The sequence below is a fragment of the Flavobacterium sp. RNTU_13 genome, from assembly GCF_046614455.1.
Taxonomy (GTDB): domain Bacteria; phylum Bacteroidota; class Bacteroidia; order Flavobacteriales; family Flavobacteriaceae; genus Flavobacterium.
Window position 1 is genome coordinate 550,568 of sequence record NZ_JBKJHB010000001.1, and the last position, 17,036, is coordinate 567,603.

General features: G+C 43.1%; 12 protein-coding genes. 7 read left to right on the forward strand and 5 right to left on the reverse strand.

Annotated features, from left to right (window positions below; all coding sequences use genetic code 11):
• Positions 1-164: 164 nt before the first annotated feature.
• The 5 genes from ACLI08_RS02540 (at position 165) to ACLI08_RS02560 (ending at position 7,571) form a co-directional block, all read left to right on the forward strand.
• Complete coding sequence (locus ACLI08_RS02540) at positions 165-3,314, forward strand: UvrD-helicase domain-containing protein (RefSeq protein ID WP_411426884.1); 3,150 nt, start codon at positions 165-167, stop codon at positions 3,312-3,314.
• Between the two features lie 5 nt (positions 3,315-3,319).
• Positions 3,320-3,781: a hypothetical protein gene (locus ACLI08_RS02545; RefSeq protein ID WP_411426885.1), complete on the forward strand. Its 462-nt coding sequence runs from the start codon at positions 3,320-3,322 to the stop codon at positions 3,779-3,781.
• Between the two features lie 69 nt (positions 3,782-3,850).
• Positions 3,851-5,044 (forward strand): glycine C-acetyltransferase, encoded by a 1,194-nt coding sequence (gene kbl, locus ACLI08_RS02550; RefSeq protein ID WP_411426886.1) that lies wholly within the window; start codon positions 3,851-3,853, stop codon positions 5,042-5,044.
• A gap of 110 nt (positions 5,045-5,154) precedes the next feature.
• Entirely contained in the window at positions 5,155-6,546 is a 1,392-nt protein-coding gene (locus ACLI08_RS02555; RefSeq protein WP_411426887.1) for an OmpA family protein, read from the forward strand.
• Positions 6,547-6,644: 98 nt separating this feature from the next.
• Positions 6,645-7,571 carry a restriction endonuclease gene (locus ACLI08_RS02560; protein WP_411426888.1) on the forward strand — a complete coding sequence of 309 codons (927 nt, stop codon included), beginning with the start codon at positions 6,645-6,647 and terminating at the stop codon, positions 7,569-7,571.
• On the opposite strand, the gene ACLI08_RS02565 is transcribed toward ACLI08_RS02560, so the two are convergent.
• Together ACLI08_RS02565 and uvrC are read right to left on the reverse strand one after the other, a co-directional pair.
• Positions 7,568-9,766, reverse strand: coding sequence for a patatin-like phospholipase family protein (locus ACLI08_RS02565; RefSeq protein WP_411426889.1), 2,199 nt, complete (start codon positions 9,764-9,766; stop codon positions 7,568-7,570). The two genes, ACLI08_RS02560 and ACLI08_RS02565, sit on opposite strands and share 4 nt — an antisense overlap.
• Before the next feature lie 159 nt (positions 9,767-9,925).
• Positions 9,926-11,722, reverse strand: coding sequence for an excinuclease ABC subunit UvrC (uvrC, locus tag ACLI08_RS02570; protein WP_411426890.1), 1,797 nt, complete (start codon positions 11,720-11,722; stop codon positions 9,926-9,928).
• A 505-nt stretch (positions 11,723-12,227) separates the two neighbouring features.
• On the opposite strand from uvrC, the gene ACLI08_RS02575 reads away from it, so the two are divergent.
• Entirely contained in the window at positions 12,228-13,190 is a 963-nt protein-coding gene (locus tag ACLI08_RS02575) for a succinylglutamate desuccinylase/aspartoacylase family protein (RefSeq protein ID WP_411426891.1), read from the forward strand.
• Between the two features lie 539 nt (positions 13,191-13,729).
• Here the strand turns inward: ACLI08_RS02575 and ACLI08_RS02580 are convergent.
• Positions 13,730-14,632, reverse strand: a complete 903-nt coding sequence (locus ACLI08_RS02580) for a hypothetical protein (RefSeq protein ID WP_411426892.1) — start codon at positions 14,630-14,632, stop codon at positions 13,730-13,732.
• An 85-nt stretch (positions 14,633-14,717) separates the two neighbouring features.
• Here ACLI08_RS02580 and ACLI08_RS02585 point away from each other — a divergent pair, with 85 nt between their 5' ends.
• On the forward strand, positions 14,718-15,179 hold the full coding sequence (locus ACLI08_RS02585; RefSeq protein WP_411426893.1) for a CPCC family cysteine-rich protein: 462 nt from the start codon (positions 14,718-14,720) through the stop codon (positions 15,177-15,179).
• Positions 15,180-15,457: 278 nt separating this feature from the next.
• Here ACLI08_RS02585 and ACLI08_RS02590 read toward each other — a convergent pair whose 3' ends face one another.
• Together ACLI08_RS02590 and ACLI08_RS02595 are read right to left on the reverse strand one after the other, a co-directional pair.
• Entirely contained in the window at positions 15,458-16,339 is an 882-nt protein-coding gene (locus ACLI08_RS02590) for a hypothetical protein (protein ID WP_411426894.1), read from the reverse strand.
• Between the two features lie 86 nt (positions 16,340-16,425).
• Positions 16,426-16,809 (reverse strand): hypothetical protein, encoded by a 384-nt coding sequence (locus tag ACLI08_RS02595; RefSeq protein WP_411426895.1) that lies wholly within the window; start codon positions 16,807-16,809, stop codon positions 16,426-16,428.
• Positions 16,810-17,036 lie beyond the last annotated feature (227 nt).

The following is a 17,036-nucleotide window of genomic DNA, read 5'->3' on the forward strand; positions in this document are numbered from 1 at the left end:
GTGTGCTTTAAAGAAAAACCTTCGAGAAACTTTGTGTAAAAACTTTGTGCGCTCTGTGGTACAAAAACGAGATTGCCGCGCTCCGTACCTCCGCTCGCCATGACAGAGACTGAAAACTGCGAGGGCGACTGCAAACTGAAATCATAAATTAGTACCTTTACCCTATGCCAAAAACCGCTTTTTCTATATACAATGCCTCGGCAGGGTCGGGTAAAACCTATACACTGGTTAAAGAATACCTGCGCATACTGCTTACCTCCCCTACCGATGATGCCTACCGCCGCATCTTGGCTATTACCTTTACAAACAAGGCTGTTGCCGAGATGAAAACCCGTATTATCCTTAACCTGTCCGATTTTGCTAAAGACGACCCGGGACCTCGTGCCGAGATGCTCATGCAGGTATTAAATGTGGAAACCGGACTCTCATTGGCTACCATTAAGGACAAGAGCCGCGCGATTATTAAAAACATCATTCACAACTACGCGGCGTTTGATATTAGTACCATAGACAAGTTTACCCACAAGGTTATCCGTGCCTTCGCGCACGACCTTAACCTGCCCGTTACCTTTGAAGTATCGCTGGAAACCGACCTGCTGCTGCAGGAAGCGGTAGATGCCGTAATAGCCAAAGCGGGCGACGACGAAACCCTGACCTCCCTGCTGGTAGACTTTTCATTAGATAAAACGGATAATGATAAGAGTTGGGATGTAACCCACGAGCTGTTCCAAACCGGGCGGCTGCTGGTAGACGAAAACAACCGTGCCGAACTGGAGCAGTTTGAAAGCAAATCTATTGCCGACTTCCTTGTGATTAAAGACAAACTTCGGCAAACTGCCACCCAGCTTGAGGCCGAATGCGTAGCGCAGGCCAATGAAATGTTTACCATACTGGAAAACAACGGGGTAGATTTAAAGTCGTTTTCGCGCGGTACGTTCCCTAACCATATAGGGTACATTCGGGATAATGCCCTGAAACCATCGCACAAGCGCTTTTATGAGGTGGAGGAAGTTGCCATAAACAAAACGGCTAAAGACCGCGCCATAATAGAACACCTGCTGCCCGACCTTATAAGCCGCCTAAAGGCCATTTATAAGAATTACGAAAAGAAGAACTTTTACGAAGCCTTCCTTAAAAACATTACGCCCCTATCCCTGCTAAACACCATAGGCCAGGAGTTGAAGCGTATACAGGAGGAGCAAAACATACTCTCGATTTCTGAGTTTAACGCCATTATAAACAAAGAAATACAAAACCAGCCCGCGCCGTTTATATACGAGCGCCTGGGCGAACGGTACCGCCACTTTTTTATAGACGAGTTTCAGGATACCAGCCACATGCAGTGGCACAACCTGATTCCGCTTATAGACAATGCCCTGGCGGGCGAAGATGCCCATGCCGGGCGCGGCTCGCTTATGATAGTGGGCGACCCAAAGCAAAGTATTTACCGCTGGCGTGGTGGCCGTGCCGAACAGTTTATAGAGCTGGGCAAGGAAACCTTTAACCCGTTTTCTAACCCGGATAAGCAAACCGTAACACTGGGCACCAACTTTAGGAGTTACAGCGAGGTGATTAACTTTAACAATGGGTTCTTTACCTTTTTGTCAGACAGGTTTAGTAATGAGGAGTACCGCGATTTGTATGCTGCGAGTCCTCAAGCCGTTAACAGCAAAGAAGGCGGTTACGTAAATATTTCGTTTGTTCCCGAAATTTCGGAAGTTGGAACTGATGATGAGGAAGAAATCACTAAAGACGACCTGTACCTGCAGGCTACGCTGGCTACCATAGAAAAAGCCCGTGCGCAGGGTTTTCAGTACAAGGATATTGTTTTGCTTACGCGAAAAAGACAACCCGGCATACTACTGGCTAACTATCTTACCGAAAATAACATACCCATACTGTCCAGCGAAACGCTGCTGATAGAAAACGCTACTGAGGTTAAGCTCATCCTAAACCTGCTGCGCTATCTTAAAAGTAACGAGAATAAAGAGGCTAAGGCGCACTTCCTCTATTTTGCAAGCCGCACACAAACCACCCTTGCCACGCATGATTTTATAGCACAGGGTATGGATCAGCCTACAGAACAGGCATTGCAAGACTGGCTGGCGCAGTATGGCATACACATATCGTTTAGGGATTGCCGAAAAAAATCGCTTTACGAGGCTGTGGAGAGTATTATTGACGCGTTTATTAAAGAGAAAGCCAACCAGAGTTACGTGCAGTACTTCCTGGATTTGGTTTTAGAGCGCGACATACGTACGCAAAGCGGCATAGCCGACTTTTTGGAATATTGGGACAAAAACGGTTCTAAATTCAGCATACCATCGCCGGAAGGTAACGATGCCGTACGTATTATGACCATACATAAAAGTAAGGGTCTGGAGTTTCCGGTAGTTATATTTCCGTTTGCCGAAGAAGACTACAGCCGCGCCCGCCGTGATAAGCTGTGGCTGGAACTGGACGACGACACATTTGAATTTGAAAAAGCCCTGATAGACAGCAGCCGTGCCGTTACCGAATATGGTGAAAAAGCCGCCGAACTCTATAACATTAAAGCACAGGAGGAAATGCTGGACAACATCAACATCCTGTACGTAGCCCTTACCCGTGCCGAAGAGCAGCTTTATATAATAAGTGGCTTTAACTTTAGTAAAAGCGGTGCCCTGCCCGAAAATAATATGTCGACCTTCTTTATAGAATACCTTGATAAATATGCCAACTTTAGCCGGGAGGTTACAGAATATGCCTTTGGCAACCCGCAGCGGCTTTCGGCACCCGAACTGCATACGGCCGAACAACCCAAAATACAGGTAGTGCGCCAGCGCTTTAACCCGCGTATGGTAAAAATAGCGCAGCGCGAATCGCTTATGTGGGGCAGCACGCAGCAAAAGGCCATAGAGTTTGGTAACGTAACCCACGAGGTGCTTTCTTATGTAAAAACAAGGCATGACATAGATACCGCCCTTACCAAAGCCATAGAAAACGGACTTATTACCACCGGCCAGCGCGAGGATATGGAGGAAATCGTATCGGTAGTGGTAACACACCCTGAACTGGAAATTTTCTTTGCCGATGGCAATACGGTGTTTAATGAGCACAACATTATAGGCCCGGGCATACCCAACCTGAAACCCGACCGCGTGGCTATTAACGGTACCTCAGCCTACCTGCTGGATTATAAAACCGGCGCGCATAAAGACGAATACGCCAGGCAGCTTGGCGGCTATGCTTTTGCCCTTAGGCAAATGGGCTACACGGTAGAAAAGCAGACTATAGTATACATAGGCGAGGAAATGCAGATTGTTAATGTTTAATATTGATGGATGCTATAAATAAAGAAACGGAACTTGTTTATTATAAAAAGCTCGTGCTTGCCACGCTAGATTACCATGAAAAAACCGGTTTCATTAAAGGTGAGTATCTAGATCAGCTGACGGCACAAACTGAAGAGCATTTTACCAAATCAAGGCTTTCAAAACTAAAACAATGGTTTAAAGATTTATCTGAAGTATTTATTGAACAACTTGATTTTGGTTTTAATGATTTTTTACAAGAGGAGACAGGATATGATGTAAATGTATTTGAAGCTTACTTTACACGTGTTGATAAAATAATAGCCAAGGGAAAGATTACCACTGATAATCAGTTTTACGATTTAAAAAACGCTGCTGACTTAGCGGTACAATCTAATCTGTTTGATATAAAAAAAACTGAACAACTAAATAAGTTGCTTTTTGACTACGAAAACAAAAAACAAAGTCGTACAAAAAAACCAATTTAACCGAAATGAAATCGTTTCTGTAACTTTGCCGAACAACAAACAATAAACTATAAACAACAAACCCAAACTATGTATTCAAAAATCAAAGAACACCTGGCTGCCGAGCTGGAATCAATTAAAGAAAACGGGCTGTATAAAAAAGAACGCATCATTGCTTCGCCGCAGGGTGCAGAAATAACCCTTACATCGGGCGAAACGGTACTAAACTTTTGCGCTAACAACTACCTGGGGCTTTCATCGCACCCGGAAGTGGTACAGGCGGCAAAAGACGCGCTGGATACGCACGGTTTTGGTATGTCATCGGTACGCTTTATTTGCGGTACGCAAGACATCCACAAAAAACTGGAGGAAACCGTAGCCAACTTTTACGGTACAGAAGACACTATATTATATGCAGCTGCTTTTGACGCTAACGGCGGGGTGTTTGAACCGCTACTGGGCGAAGAAGACTGTATAATAAGCGACAGCCTTAACCACGCAAGTATTATAGACGGGGTACGCCTGTGTAAGGCAGCGCGCTACCGCTATGAAAACAACAACATGGCCGACCTGGAAGCCCAACTTATAAAAGCTACCGAAGCAGGCCACCGCTTTAAGCTGATTGTTACCGATGGTGTTTTCAGTATGGATGGTCTTGTAGCCCCGCTGGATAAAATATGCGACCTTGCCGATAAGTACGATGCCATGGTAATGGTAGACGAGTGCCATGCTGCCGGTTTTATAGGCGCAACCGGCAAAGGTACGCTTGAGGCAAAAGGCGTTATGGGCCGTGTAGATATTATAACCGGAACTTTGGGCAAAGCCCTTGGCGGTGCTATGGGCGGTTATACAACCGGTAAAAAAGAAATCATAGAAATACTGAGGCAGCGTTCGCGCCCGTACTTGTTTAGTAATTCGCTTGCGCCATCTATAGTGGGCGCCTCTATTAAGGTGTTTGAACTGCTTGAAAAGGACACATCGCTTCGTGATAAGCTGGAGTGGAATACCAACTACTTTAAAGATGGCATGAAAAAAGCCGGGTTTGATATTATAGATGGAGACAGCGCTATAGTACCCGTAATGCTTTACGATGCCAAGCTAAGCCAAACCATGGCCGACGAACTTTTAAAGAAGGGAATCTATGTAATAGGATTCTTCTTCCCGGTGGTTCCGAAAGAAAAAGCACGTATTAGAGTACAGCTTTCTGCAGCCCATACACAGGCACATTTAGACAAAGCGATAGCCTCATTTACAGAGGTTGGGAAATCTTTGGGTGTGATTTAACTATATTTTAAGCAGCTTTGTAGGATATATTCTGTTAATTCGTTTTGCCATTACGGTACAACCAAGTAATTTTGTAGTATATAACCTATATGTAATTAAAACAAAAAAGTATGAAACATCTAAACAAACTTTTCGTTGCTGCGTTGCTTGCTGCGGGCTTCACTGCCCAGGCGCAGAACGAGGATAACCCATGGGCAGTGTCTTTTGGTGTTAATGCTGTAAGCAACAGATTTGGTGCTTCTTCAAAATTTGAAGATCAGTTTACACACTACTTTAAAACTAAAGATACCTGGAACATTCTTCCTTCAGTATCTTACATTAACGTATCGCGCTACGTAGGTAGTGGTTTCTCATTTGGTGTTACCGGATCGGTAAACAAAATAGACAAGTGGGTAAGCCGTGAGCCGGGTACTCTTAACTACACTATCTCTAACCCTGGCGACCTTACTTACTATGCTGTAGATGGTATTATTAAGTATGGTATCCTTGAAAAGAGCTGGTTTAACCCGTACGTACACATTGGTGGTGGTTACACATGGATAGACCAAATGGGTAACGGTACAGTAAACGGTGGTTTAGGTGTAAACTTCTGGTTTAGCGATAACGTAGGCCTTACAGTACAATCTACGTACAAGCACACGTTTGAAGACCAGACTGAAGCTAACGTACAACGCCACATTCAGCACTTTGCAGGTCTTACCTTCAAATTTGGTGGTAAAGATACAGACAAAGACGGTATCTATGACAAGTATGACGAGTGTCCGGATGTAGCTGGTCCTAAGCAATTTAACGGTTGCCCTGATACAGATGGCGACGGTATAATAGACAAAAACGACTCTTGCCCGGATGTAGCTGGTCTTAAAGAGTTTAACGGATGTCCTGATACAGACGGCGACGGTATTGCAGATAAAGATGACGCATGTCCGGATGTAGCTGGTCCTAAATCACTAATGGGCTGTCCTGATAAAGATAACGACGGTATTGCTGATAAAGACGATAAGTGTCCGGATGTAGCTGGTCCTAAAGAAAACGCAGGTTGCCCTTGGCCAGATACTGATGGCGACGGTGTACTAGACAAAGATGATCTTTGCCCTAACGTAAAAGGTACTGCAGCTAACCGTGGTTGTCCTGAAGTAACTGAAGAAGTTATGAAGAAACTAAACGAGTACGGTAAAACTATCCTGTTTAACAGTGGTAAGGCTTCATTTAAAGAAGAAACTATGCCGGTACTTGCTTCTATGCTAGCTATCTTTAAAGAATACCCTCAGGCTCAGTTTAGCATTGAAGGCCACACAGATAGCGATGGTAGCAACGCGCTTAACCAAACACTATCTGAAAACAGGGCTGCTGCTGTAAGGAACTTCCTTGTAGAGAACGGTATTGCTGCTGACAGGCTAACTTCTAAAGGTTATGGTGAAACTAAGCCAATTGCATCTAACAAAACTGCAAAAGGTAAAGCACTTAACCGTAGGGTTGAAGTAAAACTTATCAAAACTGAATAGTTTTAAATAAGAAATATACCAGGAACGCCTCCACAATGTGGGGGCGTTTTTTTTATGCTATAATTTCTGTAAATTAGAGGTTTATAAACTAATCGAGTATGGAAATTAAACCCGATAAAATTCTCTTTATTAAACTAGGTGAAGGTGGAAAATATGAAAAAGACTGTATAGAAAAAAGCCAGACATTACGCCTGGGCTATCAGGAATCTAATCACCAAACCTGCATATCAAATGATTGGACAACTTTACATACTTCCTTCCAGCAACTTGGATTTAATAAAAGTGTATCGACAAGTCATACAAATCAGATCCGACTGTTTTACACAGAGGATGAAAAAACACTTTGGATTACATTTTATGCTAATAAGCTTTGGTGGTGTTTTTCCAGACCTGTAATTACTCAACTGTCAGATGGAAGCAAATCACGTCCTGTGATAGGAAAATGGTCAGATGAAGACATTTTTGGCAATAAACTGCTTGCAAGCAACATTAGCGGCAGACTACTTAAAACACAAGGGTTTAGAGGAACAATTTGCAAAGTTATAGAACGCGACTATACGTTACAAAAAATAAACAGAAAACAATCAAAAGAGATTCTTGAGGTTGAAAACGCTTTAGCAAAATTGAACGAAAAATTAGCTATCTTAATTCAGAACTTACAGTGGAAAGATTTCGAAACGCTGGTAGATCTAATATTTAGACAGGCTGGCTGGCAACGGGTAAGTGACACTGGTAAAAATCAAAAAACATTAGACATTGAACTTTTTGCCCCGGTTACTTCGGAACGATCTATTGTTCAAATAAAATCTCAATCGACACTTCGCGAGTACCTAGATTATAAAGAAGATTTTGCCCCTATGAATGATTATCACCGGTTCTTTTTTGTAGTACACTCGGCTTCAAATAATTTGGCAAATTATAAAGATAGCGGTGACTCAAACATCCACCTCTATCTTTTAGAAAAAATAACCGAATTAACAATATCATCTGGCTTGACAGAATGGGTGATAAAAAAATCATCTTAAAACCAAAACCCTACACTAACCCAGGTAAAGTGGTTGTGGGTTTCGGGGCTCCAGGAGTGTTTTACCTCTACAGGGCCTATAATAGTTTTTAGCCCATAGCCCACCGCATACCCCGAATAGGTGGGTAGTGAAAACATTTTACCCTCTTCGTACAGGTTATCGCCTATGTTAGCATAATTAGCAGAGAAGTTAAGGTGGTGCTTGCGGTAAAACTCATAGTCGGCAGTAATGCTGCCTTTTATGTAGCTGTTACCCGAAAGGCTCAGGAAATCGTACCCGTAAAAATGCCTGAAACTGTTGGTAGGATAATAACCATACCCGCCCAGTACAAAGTTAAACGTAGGCACCTGGTTATGCCCAAAGCTCATACCGGTTTCGCTTTGCAGTTGCAGGGTACAATGGTTAAACAGGGTTTTGGCAGTACCCAGCTCGCCTTTAATCAGCGTAAAACGGCTGAATTCGCCGGTATAGTCAGACGAGAAAAGGAATGCCTTTGCTTCGCCCGAAAAGTAATACCCCTGTGATGGGAAAAACTTATCATCGAGCGAATCGAATTTCAGGTAACCGTACGCGTCGCCATAGGTACTATTTTCAAGCTTAGGATTTATACCCGGTATGGTGGTCGATTCTATTTTTATATGCTTGTGCTCTACCCCTGCGCCTATAAGAAAACGCTCGGCAAATACGGTCTGGAAGTACAACTGGTTGGTAAAATCCCGGTAATCCACGTTCATGCTCTCTACATTAAGCAATTGGAGAAGCGACACGGTGGTATAGTCTGCCGATATGTTACGGTTAAAACCCGAGTAACTGGAATGGAAACCGTAACTGATATGGTAGCCGTTATCTATATAATAATCCAGGTTATAACGGGTGTTATCGCCCAAAATAACGTCTAGCGACACCACGTCGTTATGGCGCACGATGTTCTTTTGCGTAAAGTTGATAAGTATGGCGCTCTTGTACAGCGCATCATAATGAAGCCCAAACTTTATGTAGCGGCTTATGGGATTTTCACGCAGCGACAGCTTTAGTATTTCGCCACGCTTTTCGCCCTGGTCAAAACAATACCCTATGGCGGTATAGTTTTGGGTGGCGTTTAGCGTACTAAGCCCTGTATTTAAATCCTCATAGGTTATAGTACTGCCGGGTTTAAAGTTCAGCTTACCCACCACGTAAGAACGGGTGTACTTATCGAGCCCGCTTATGCGTATCTGTTCTATGTACATGGTATCCTGCACCTTCATGCGTTCCTTTACTACCGGCTTACCATTGCCTAACAGTTCTAAGGTGGTAAGTATTTTGCGTGCCGCTTCCTCACCCTGTTTTATAATCTGTTCCCCATCTTCAAACGAAACCACCGAAAACCCAGATATATCGGGTTTAATGTAAATGTCGGTTGCCTTGCGCTTTTCCTCCATTTTCTCTATCATCTGGTAGTTGTTTATCTGCACCAGTATACCGGTAGCACCTTTAATTTGGTCGCGGGTTTTTAGCGGATCCTGCACGTCTACGCCTATGATTATATCGGCACCCATTTTCTTTACCTCTTCTATGGGGTAGTTATTAGTAACGCCGCCATCTATAAGCATGCGCCCGTCTATTTCTACCGGGTTGTATAACGATGGAAACGCGCCACTGGCCAAAACAGCATCGGCCAGTATACCCTGGTTCAGCACCACTTCCCGGCCGGTTTCCACATCTGTAGCTATGCACACAAACGGAATGGGCAGCTTATTAAAATCCCGTATGTAGCGCACGTGGTTGGTAAGGCGGTTAATAGTAGTATAGTTGTAAAGCCCTTTAGAAATGGCAGTGGGCACCCCTATGCGAAATCCCTGGAACGGGAGCTGCAGCGCATAGAGTTCGTCATTCCGCTTTTCGAAAAAGTTTTTGTTTTTACGCGGGGTGTAGTCTTTTAGCAAGGCGTCGGCATCAATAGACCTGAATATAGAATCCAGCTCTCTAGCCGAATAACCCGCGGCATATAAACCACCTACAATGGCGCCCATACTGGTACCGCCTATGTAAGAAACCTCTACCCCTGCCTCCTCTAAAACCTTAAGTACGCCTATGTGGGCAAGGCCTTTAGCCCCGCCACCACTTAGTACCACACCTATTTTAGGCTTCATTTTTTTCTCCTGTGCCGATAGTGTGAGTGAAAAACACAGCAACAAGAGGAGGAGTTTTTTCATGTATTAGGTTTGTTTCAGGTTTAAGTTTGGCTTAACCTGCAAGGTTTCCGGAACCTTGTAGGTTTACAACCGCCAGCCTGGATTTTCGCTTTATCTTTCTGTTTATTATTTTAACACCTACAAGGTCTCAAAGACCTTGCAGGGGCGTGTCTGCTCGAGCTATTTCGCTTTATCCTTATAATATTCCGTAATTTTTTTGGCTTTAGCCGGGCCCACCACTTTGGCTATTTCCTCCTCGGGTGCCGCTGCCATACGCTTAACCGATTTAAAGTGTTTTATAAGCGTTACCATGGTTTTTTCGCCTATGCCCGGTATGCTTTCCACACTGGTTTGCAGGGCGCTCTTGCTGCGCTTATCGCGGTGGTGTGTAATCCCGAAACGGTGCGCTTCATTTCGCAGCTGTTGTATGATTTTAAGCGTTTCGCTTTTTTTGTCTAAATACAGCGGCACGGGGTCGCCGGGATAAAATAATTCCTCGAGGCGTTTTGCGATGCCTAAGATACTGATTTTCCCACGAAGGCCGAGGTCGTCCAGGCTTTTTAATGCCGAACCTAACTGGCCTTTACCACCGTCTATAATAATCAGTTGCGGCAGCGGCTGGTTTTCGTCGAGAAGGCGCTTGTAGCGGCGGTACACCACCTCTTCCATACTGGCAAAATCGTTTGGTCCCTCTACGGTTTTTATATTAAAATGGCGGTAGTCTTTTTTACTGGGCTTACCATCTTTAAATACCACACACGCACTAACGGGATTTGTACCCTGAATATTACTATTATCAAAACATTCTATATGGCGAGGTTCTACCGGCAGGCGCAGGTCTTTTTTCATTTGCGCCATAACCCGGGTGGTATGCCTATCGGGGTCTACAATTTTCATTTGCTTCATCTGGTCCATACGGTAAAAACGCGCGTTGCGCTCACTTAGGTCCATAATCAGCTTTTTGTCGCCCAGCTTCGGCACGGTAACCTTTACGTTTTCGCCAAGGTCTATTTCATACGGTACTAAAACTTCGCGGGTATTAAGACTAAAGCGTTCGCGCATTTCTACTACGGCTATTTCCAGCAATTCGGCATCGGGCTCGTCCAGCTTTTTCTTTATTTCCATAGTATGGCTGCGGATAATAGCCCCGTGCGACACCTGTATAAAATTAATGTACGCCATGCTTTCATCGCTTACAATGCTAAAGCAATCCAGGTTATTAATCTTAGGGTTAAATACCGTACTGCGCGCCTGGTAGTTTTCCAGCGTTTCTATTTTTTGGCGGATAACCTCAGCTTCCTCAAAACGCATTTCTGACGCCAAATCCATCATCAGCTTTTTAAAATCGCGAAGGCTTTCCTTAAAGTTACCCTTTAGTATTTCGCGTATGGCGTCTACATGGTTTTGGTACACCTGTAGCGGTTCATGGCCTTCGCAAGGGCCTTTACAGTTGCCTATATGATACTCCAGGCATACCTTAAACTTACCCGCACGAATGTTTGTGGGGGTAAGGTCGTAATTACACGTACGCAGCGGATATAGCTCCTTAATCAGGTCCAGCAGCGTACCCACGGTTTTAAAGCTGGTGTAGGGACCAAAGTATTCCGACCCGTCTTTAACCACATTACGGGTAGGGAATATACGCGAAAACGGTTCGCGTTTTATGCAAATCCACGGGTAGGTTTTATCATCTTTAAGGAGTACATTATAGCGGGGCTGCAGCTTTTTTATCAGGTTGTTTTCCAGCAGCAGGGCCTCGCTTTCGGTAGGGACAACAATGTGTTTTACGGTAACAATTTTCCGCACCATTACACGGATACGCCCACTGTCGTGCACTTTGTTAAAATAAGACATTACCCTCTTTTTAAGGTTCTTTGCCTTACCCACGTACAGCAGCTTGTCGTCTTTATCAAAATATTGGTATACCCCCGGGCTGTCCGGCAGGGTTTGTATCTGTAATTCTAAAGGCGTTTGCATAATACAAAGTTAGCAAAGTTTTTAGTGGCGGTGGGTTAAAGTCGCAGTTTTCAGTCTCAGTTTTCAGGGCTTACTCTTGTGTTAGTAACACAGAGATTCACGGAGGGAGCTCAGAGGTTCACAGAGAAGTTATTATCCAAAGTCAGCAAAGTATACAGATCGGTCAGTCGCAGTCTCAGTTTACAGGCAAGAGTAAGCAACAACGAACCATAAACCATGAACCACAAACCATTAACCACAAACTTCCCCATCATGGCGGGCGGAGGAACGGAGCGCGGCCATCTCATTTTTGCTCACTAAAGCCCGTAAAGCATTCCTTCGGAATGTGACAAGTACACAGAGGGAGCAGGCGCAATCACAGTCCGCAGGCGCAAACAATACACCGCAAACTAACCGCCATATGATTACAAATTGTTAAATTTAGCGCGGCAACAGCCAAAAGACCTGCGGGAAACCGGCAAGCACTTGCTTACGGCAATACCACACTTTATACAACATAAAGCCTATGAGCGCAAAAGAACTTACCATACTGGGAGAAACCATACTGCCGGGACAGGGCAAAACCTTAAACATGGAAATAGCCCGCCTGCATACCATGACCAAACTAAAAGTGCCTGTGATTATAGAACGCGCCAAGGTAGATGGCCCCACGGTACTGTTTACCGCAGGCCTGCACGGCGATGAAATAAACGGTACCGAAATTGTGCGCCAAATGATAGCCCGCAACATCAACAAGCCCAGGGCGGGTACTATTATTTGCATACCGGTGGTAAATATTTTTGGCTTTGTAAACCAGTCCAGGGAATTCCCCGATGGGCGCGACCTTAACCGGGTGTTTCCGGGGAGTAAAAAGGGTTCGCTTGCCAGCCGGTTTGCGTACTTTTTACTAAAGGAAATTGTGCCGCATGTAGACTACGCCATAGATTTCCATGCCGGGGGTGCCAGCCGTTTTAACGCGCCACAGATACGCATTGTACCTAACGATGCCAACCTTAAAGCACTGAGCGAGGTGTTTAACGCCCCGTTTACGCTATACAGCAAAAACATACCGGGGTCTTTTAGGAGCGCGTGCAGCAAACTGGGGGTAAAAATGCTGTTGTTTGAAGGCGGTAAGTCGCTTGACATTAACGCCGATGTTACACAGGAGGGCGTAAGGGGTGCCAAGCGGGTGCTGCATCACCTGGGCATGCTAAACCCGAAAAAGAACCTGCGCCTGGCCGAACGCCCTACGATATGCATAGAAACCTCGGCATGGATGCGCGCACGGGAGTCGGGCTTGTTTCAAAACCCTACCAAGGCGGGGCAGTTTGTAACCAAAGGCGAGGTGATTGCCTGCATTACTGATCCGTTTGGCAAATACGAAAAGAAGGTACGCGCCCCGCACAGTGGCTACATAATCAACAGCAACGACTCGCCTATTGTGTACGAGGGCGATGCTATTTTTCATATAAGCGTGAAGATGGGGTGAGGGGTTTTGTTTCAGGTGTAAAGTTTCAGGTTGAAGGTTTTGGTCACAGTTTCCAGTCGCAGTCTTCCGGCTGAGTAAGAAACCATGAACCACAAACTATGAACCACAAACCACCATCGTCATGGCGAGCGGAGGTACGGAGCGCGGCCATCTTTAACTTTACGCCTTTGTAATTTTGCGAGACTTTGTAATTCAGATTTTCACGGAGAAATTATTACCCAAAGACTCTCAAAGGAAGCTCAAAGTTTTCCGAAGTTTTTTGCCATTACTTTTAAGCACGCAGAGCATTCCTGCGGAATGGGGAAAGGTCGGAGAGTGCCCAAGGGCAGTTTTCAGGATTCGTCATGGCGAGCGGAGGTACGGAGCGTGGCCATCTTATAACATAATAGTGAGGCTGCTTCGTGCCTCGCAGTGACAATACGTGGAAGTGTTATGTTATAAGGCACTAGCGGAACACTGTTTTTTATATTAGTGAGAGGATGGAGCAGGAAGTTCGACAAAATTTAAAATCCAATATTTGACACCTCATTATCCCGCCATCAATCCAAATACTTCCTTTTAAAAAGCAATAAAATCTCAATATGCCCTTCAAATATAATTGTGTGTTGTTTTAGCACAATCACTTTAGGGAACCATTGCACATCAAACAAAGCCGCATTTTCCTTGTCCATAAAAACAGTTTCCAGCCGGCTGTTGTTGGTCATTTTAAGCAGTCGTTTTGCCTTTACAATATCGGCTTGGGTTTCGTATACATTTACCGCCAGTATTTTAACTTGTTTGTTGCCACGTTGCTCTGCCTGAAAGTCGGCCACCAGAGGAAAACGCTGGAAACACTTAGCGCAACTGTTATCCCAAAAATCAAGCACAAACGTTGCAGAGTCCTCTGCCGAAATTACGTGGCTCTTCATGTTGTAATCAAGATACGTAACATGAGACGAAATATTCCGGTTAGTAGCTCCGGTAAAATTCCTGTACAGATTATATTGGCTTGATAGTGGAATAACGATATAATACGTAAAAACCGAAAGGCTTATAGCCAAAGCCCACGCGGTAATTTTTGCTGTGTTAGAGTTTTTATGGCGGAACCAAAGGCCAATACCAAGGGAAATAAATCCAGAAATTTCTATCAACGGGTAATGGAAGGCAGATGGATTCAGGAAGTATATTAACACGTAGGGCAACAGGTAAAATAAACTAAAAACAAGCAGGATATAAACATTTTTAAACGTTTTTAAAACCCCGAAGCGGTTAACCAAATAATAACCCACAAAAAAGTGAAACAACACTATAAAAGCCTGGTTCCAATTATCATTGTACACAAGTGGATTGTACAAATCGTAATTACTGAGCTGCTGAAAAATAAACTGAATAACAAATATTACTATAATAATTATGACAATTAAGAGCACAGTAAGTGCTATTTGCTTTGCGGTACGTTTCATAATTGGTTTTATTGGTTACGCAATTATACAACTATTTTAAAAAAACAATTACTTTTATTTACTTTGCAGCACAAAAACCAATCACTTGATTACAGATACCAAAATTTTAACCGAAATCAATAATCGCAGGAAGTATTTTAGCATACACTTCCCGGCTATTGAAGACTGTGGCGATAATGATAGCATTACGCTGCCTAACTCCTGTCCTGCCTGCGGTTACAACACGCTGGATTCGCGTTGGGGCTGGGAAATATGCAGCATTTGCTTTTGGGAAGACGACGGTCAGGATAACCATAATGCCGACAAGGTTTTGGGTGGGCCTAACCACTGCTATTCGCTAAATGGGTACCGCGCAAAAATCTACACATGGATGCAACGCTTAAAGTCGGGTGCTTACGAACTGAATGAAAACGAGTTGCGCGCCGGCGCAGCCTTAAACGAGTTAGACAATCTTATACAAAATAACGAACAAGACGTACACATCGTAGCAAACCAAATAAATACGGTGGGTGCGTTAGTTAAGGATTTGAGGAAAAGATTTGCTTAAGGTAGAAAATTTCAGGTTGAAGGTTTTAGTCACAGTTACCAGTCGCAGTCTTCAGGGCTGAGTACGAAACCATGAACTACAAAACATCATCGTCTTGGCGAGTGGAGGTACGGAGCGTGGCCATCTAATAATATAATAATGAGACTGCTTCGTGCCTCGCAGTGACGGTATGTGGAAAATATTTGAATTTATTGACCCAAGCGAGCGTCTTGCTTGTGCGATACTATAAATAATTCAACACTCGTGTCAGCGGGGAGCTATAATGAGAATAAGTATAATTAAAATGGCAGATAATAATTTAATATCTCCTCACCCAAATCCGTTAATTTTATACCATTCTCATCTTCATATTTTACTACGTTTTCTCTCACCAATACTTCGATTACTGTTTTGTAAAAATAATCTAAATTAAAATGTATCCCTTCCAGTTGTAATTTACCTAAAATATCAATAATTGAAGTGTCATTAACAGCAAATATTAGTGTTTCGAATTGCTGAGAAGTTAATCCCGTTAAATTTTCAATTCTCTTAATGAAATGATCGATAATTGTCCGCAATTTATGATTATCATTTTTTACACCTCTCACCTCATTTCTTAAGATTTCCAAATTGTCTGTGGTCGTTACAAGTTCATTATTAAGGGATGTTATCGTTGAATTATACGACTCTATTGAACTAGTTAAACTAGATCTCTCATTGTCAAACTGTTTATGCAATCCAACTATATTATTATTAAGTTCTGACACTTTAGCTTCCCATTCCTGTATTGTCTTACTTCCCGATTTCGCTTGGTCATATTCAAATTCATGAATTGCTATTTCTTTCTTTTTTTCCCAAGTTTGTAATGCTTTTTCATCCCGTATGTCCTGCCGCCAACGATTTATAAACTTCAATATAAAGTCTAATCCGAGCATTACTCCTGGCGCAATAATTGAAATTAAAATAGCTTTAACCAACGGCCACAAAATACGACCAATAGTTTGTCCAGCATAAGTAGTATTTATAAAATCTATTCGAGCTTCAATAGGTTTTGTGGATAAGAAAAAAATCGCTAATACATCCCAATTATAAATGATCAAAATAATTCCGTAAACGGTAATTATGGGATATCTTAAACGTTCTCTAAAAATTTTTGCAATTTCGTTAGTGGTTACTTCCATTGATAGTTGATTAATTGGGCTAATCAAATCTACTAAATTTCAACAAATAAATATCAGAAATCAATTTTCTATAAATTCGTTGTAAGTTATAACAAAGACTGCCGCGCTTCGTACCTCCGCTCGCAGTGACGGGGCGGGCAAACCATACCGAATGTAACTGCCATCAACCAAAAACTAACAACCAAAAACCACTCCGCAAAATTACAACCCCATCGCTTAAAAAGTACTGAAGGCAGTTGTTCAGTAAAATCCAATTGAGTGAAACTCCCAACAACTGACAACTGACAACCAACAACTAAAAAACCGAAACGACGTACTAAAGGCTGTTGTTCAGTAAATGCCTGCGGAAAATGCGGAAGAATAATGGCGGTTTTTAAAATACGTAATTCCGTTATCCTGTTGTTTTTCAGACCAATGAGTATATTATCAAAACGGCGTTTTTTAGAAAATTTCTGAAAATTTCTTCCCAAAAGCGGAATATCTCCCTGTTGATAACTTTTTCTGTAAGATTTAGCTAATAAGTGACGAAAGTCACAACACTAGGGGTAGTTTTTGTTATTAATATAACAATCTCATCAGCCCTAAAACGATTTACATTATCGAATATTTATTTTTACCTCAAAAAACAAATGTAAAATTAAATTTTTACGATATTTGTTATATGAAACCGCAATGGCAGGGCTTACTACCGCACCTT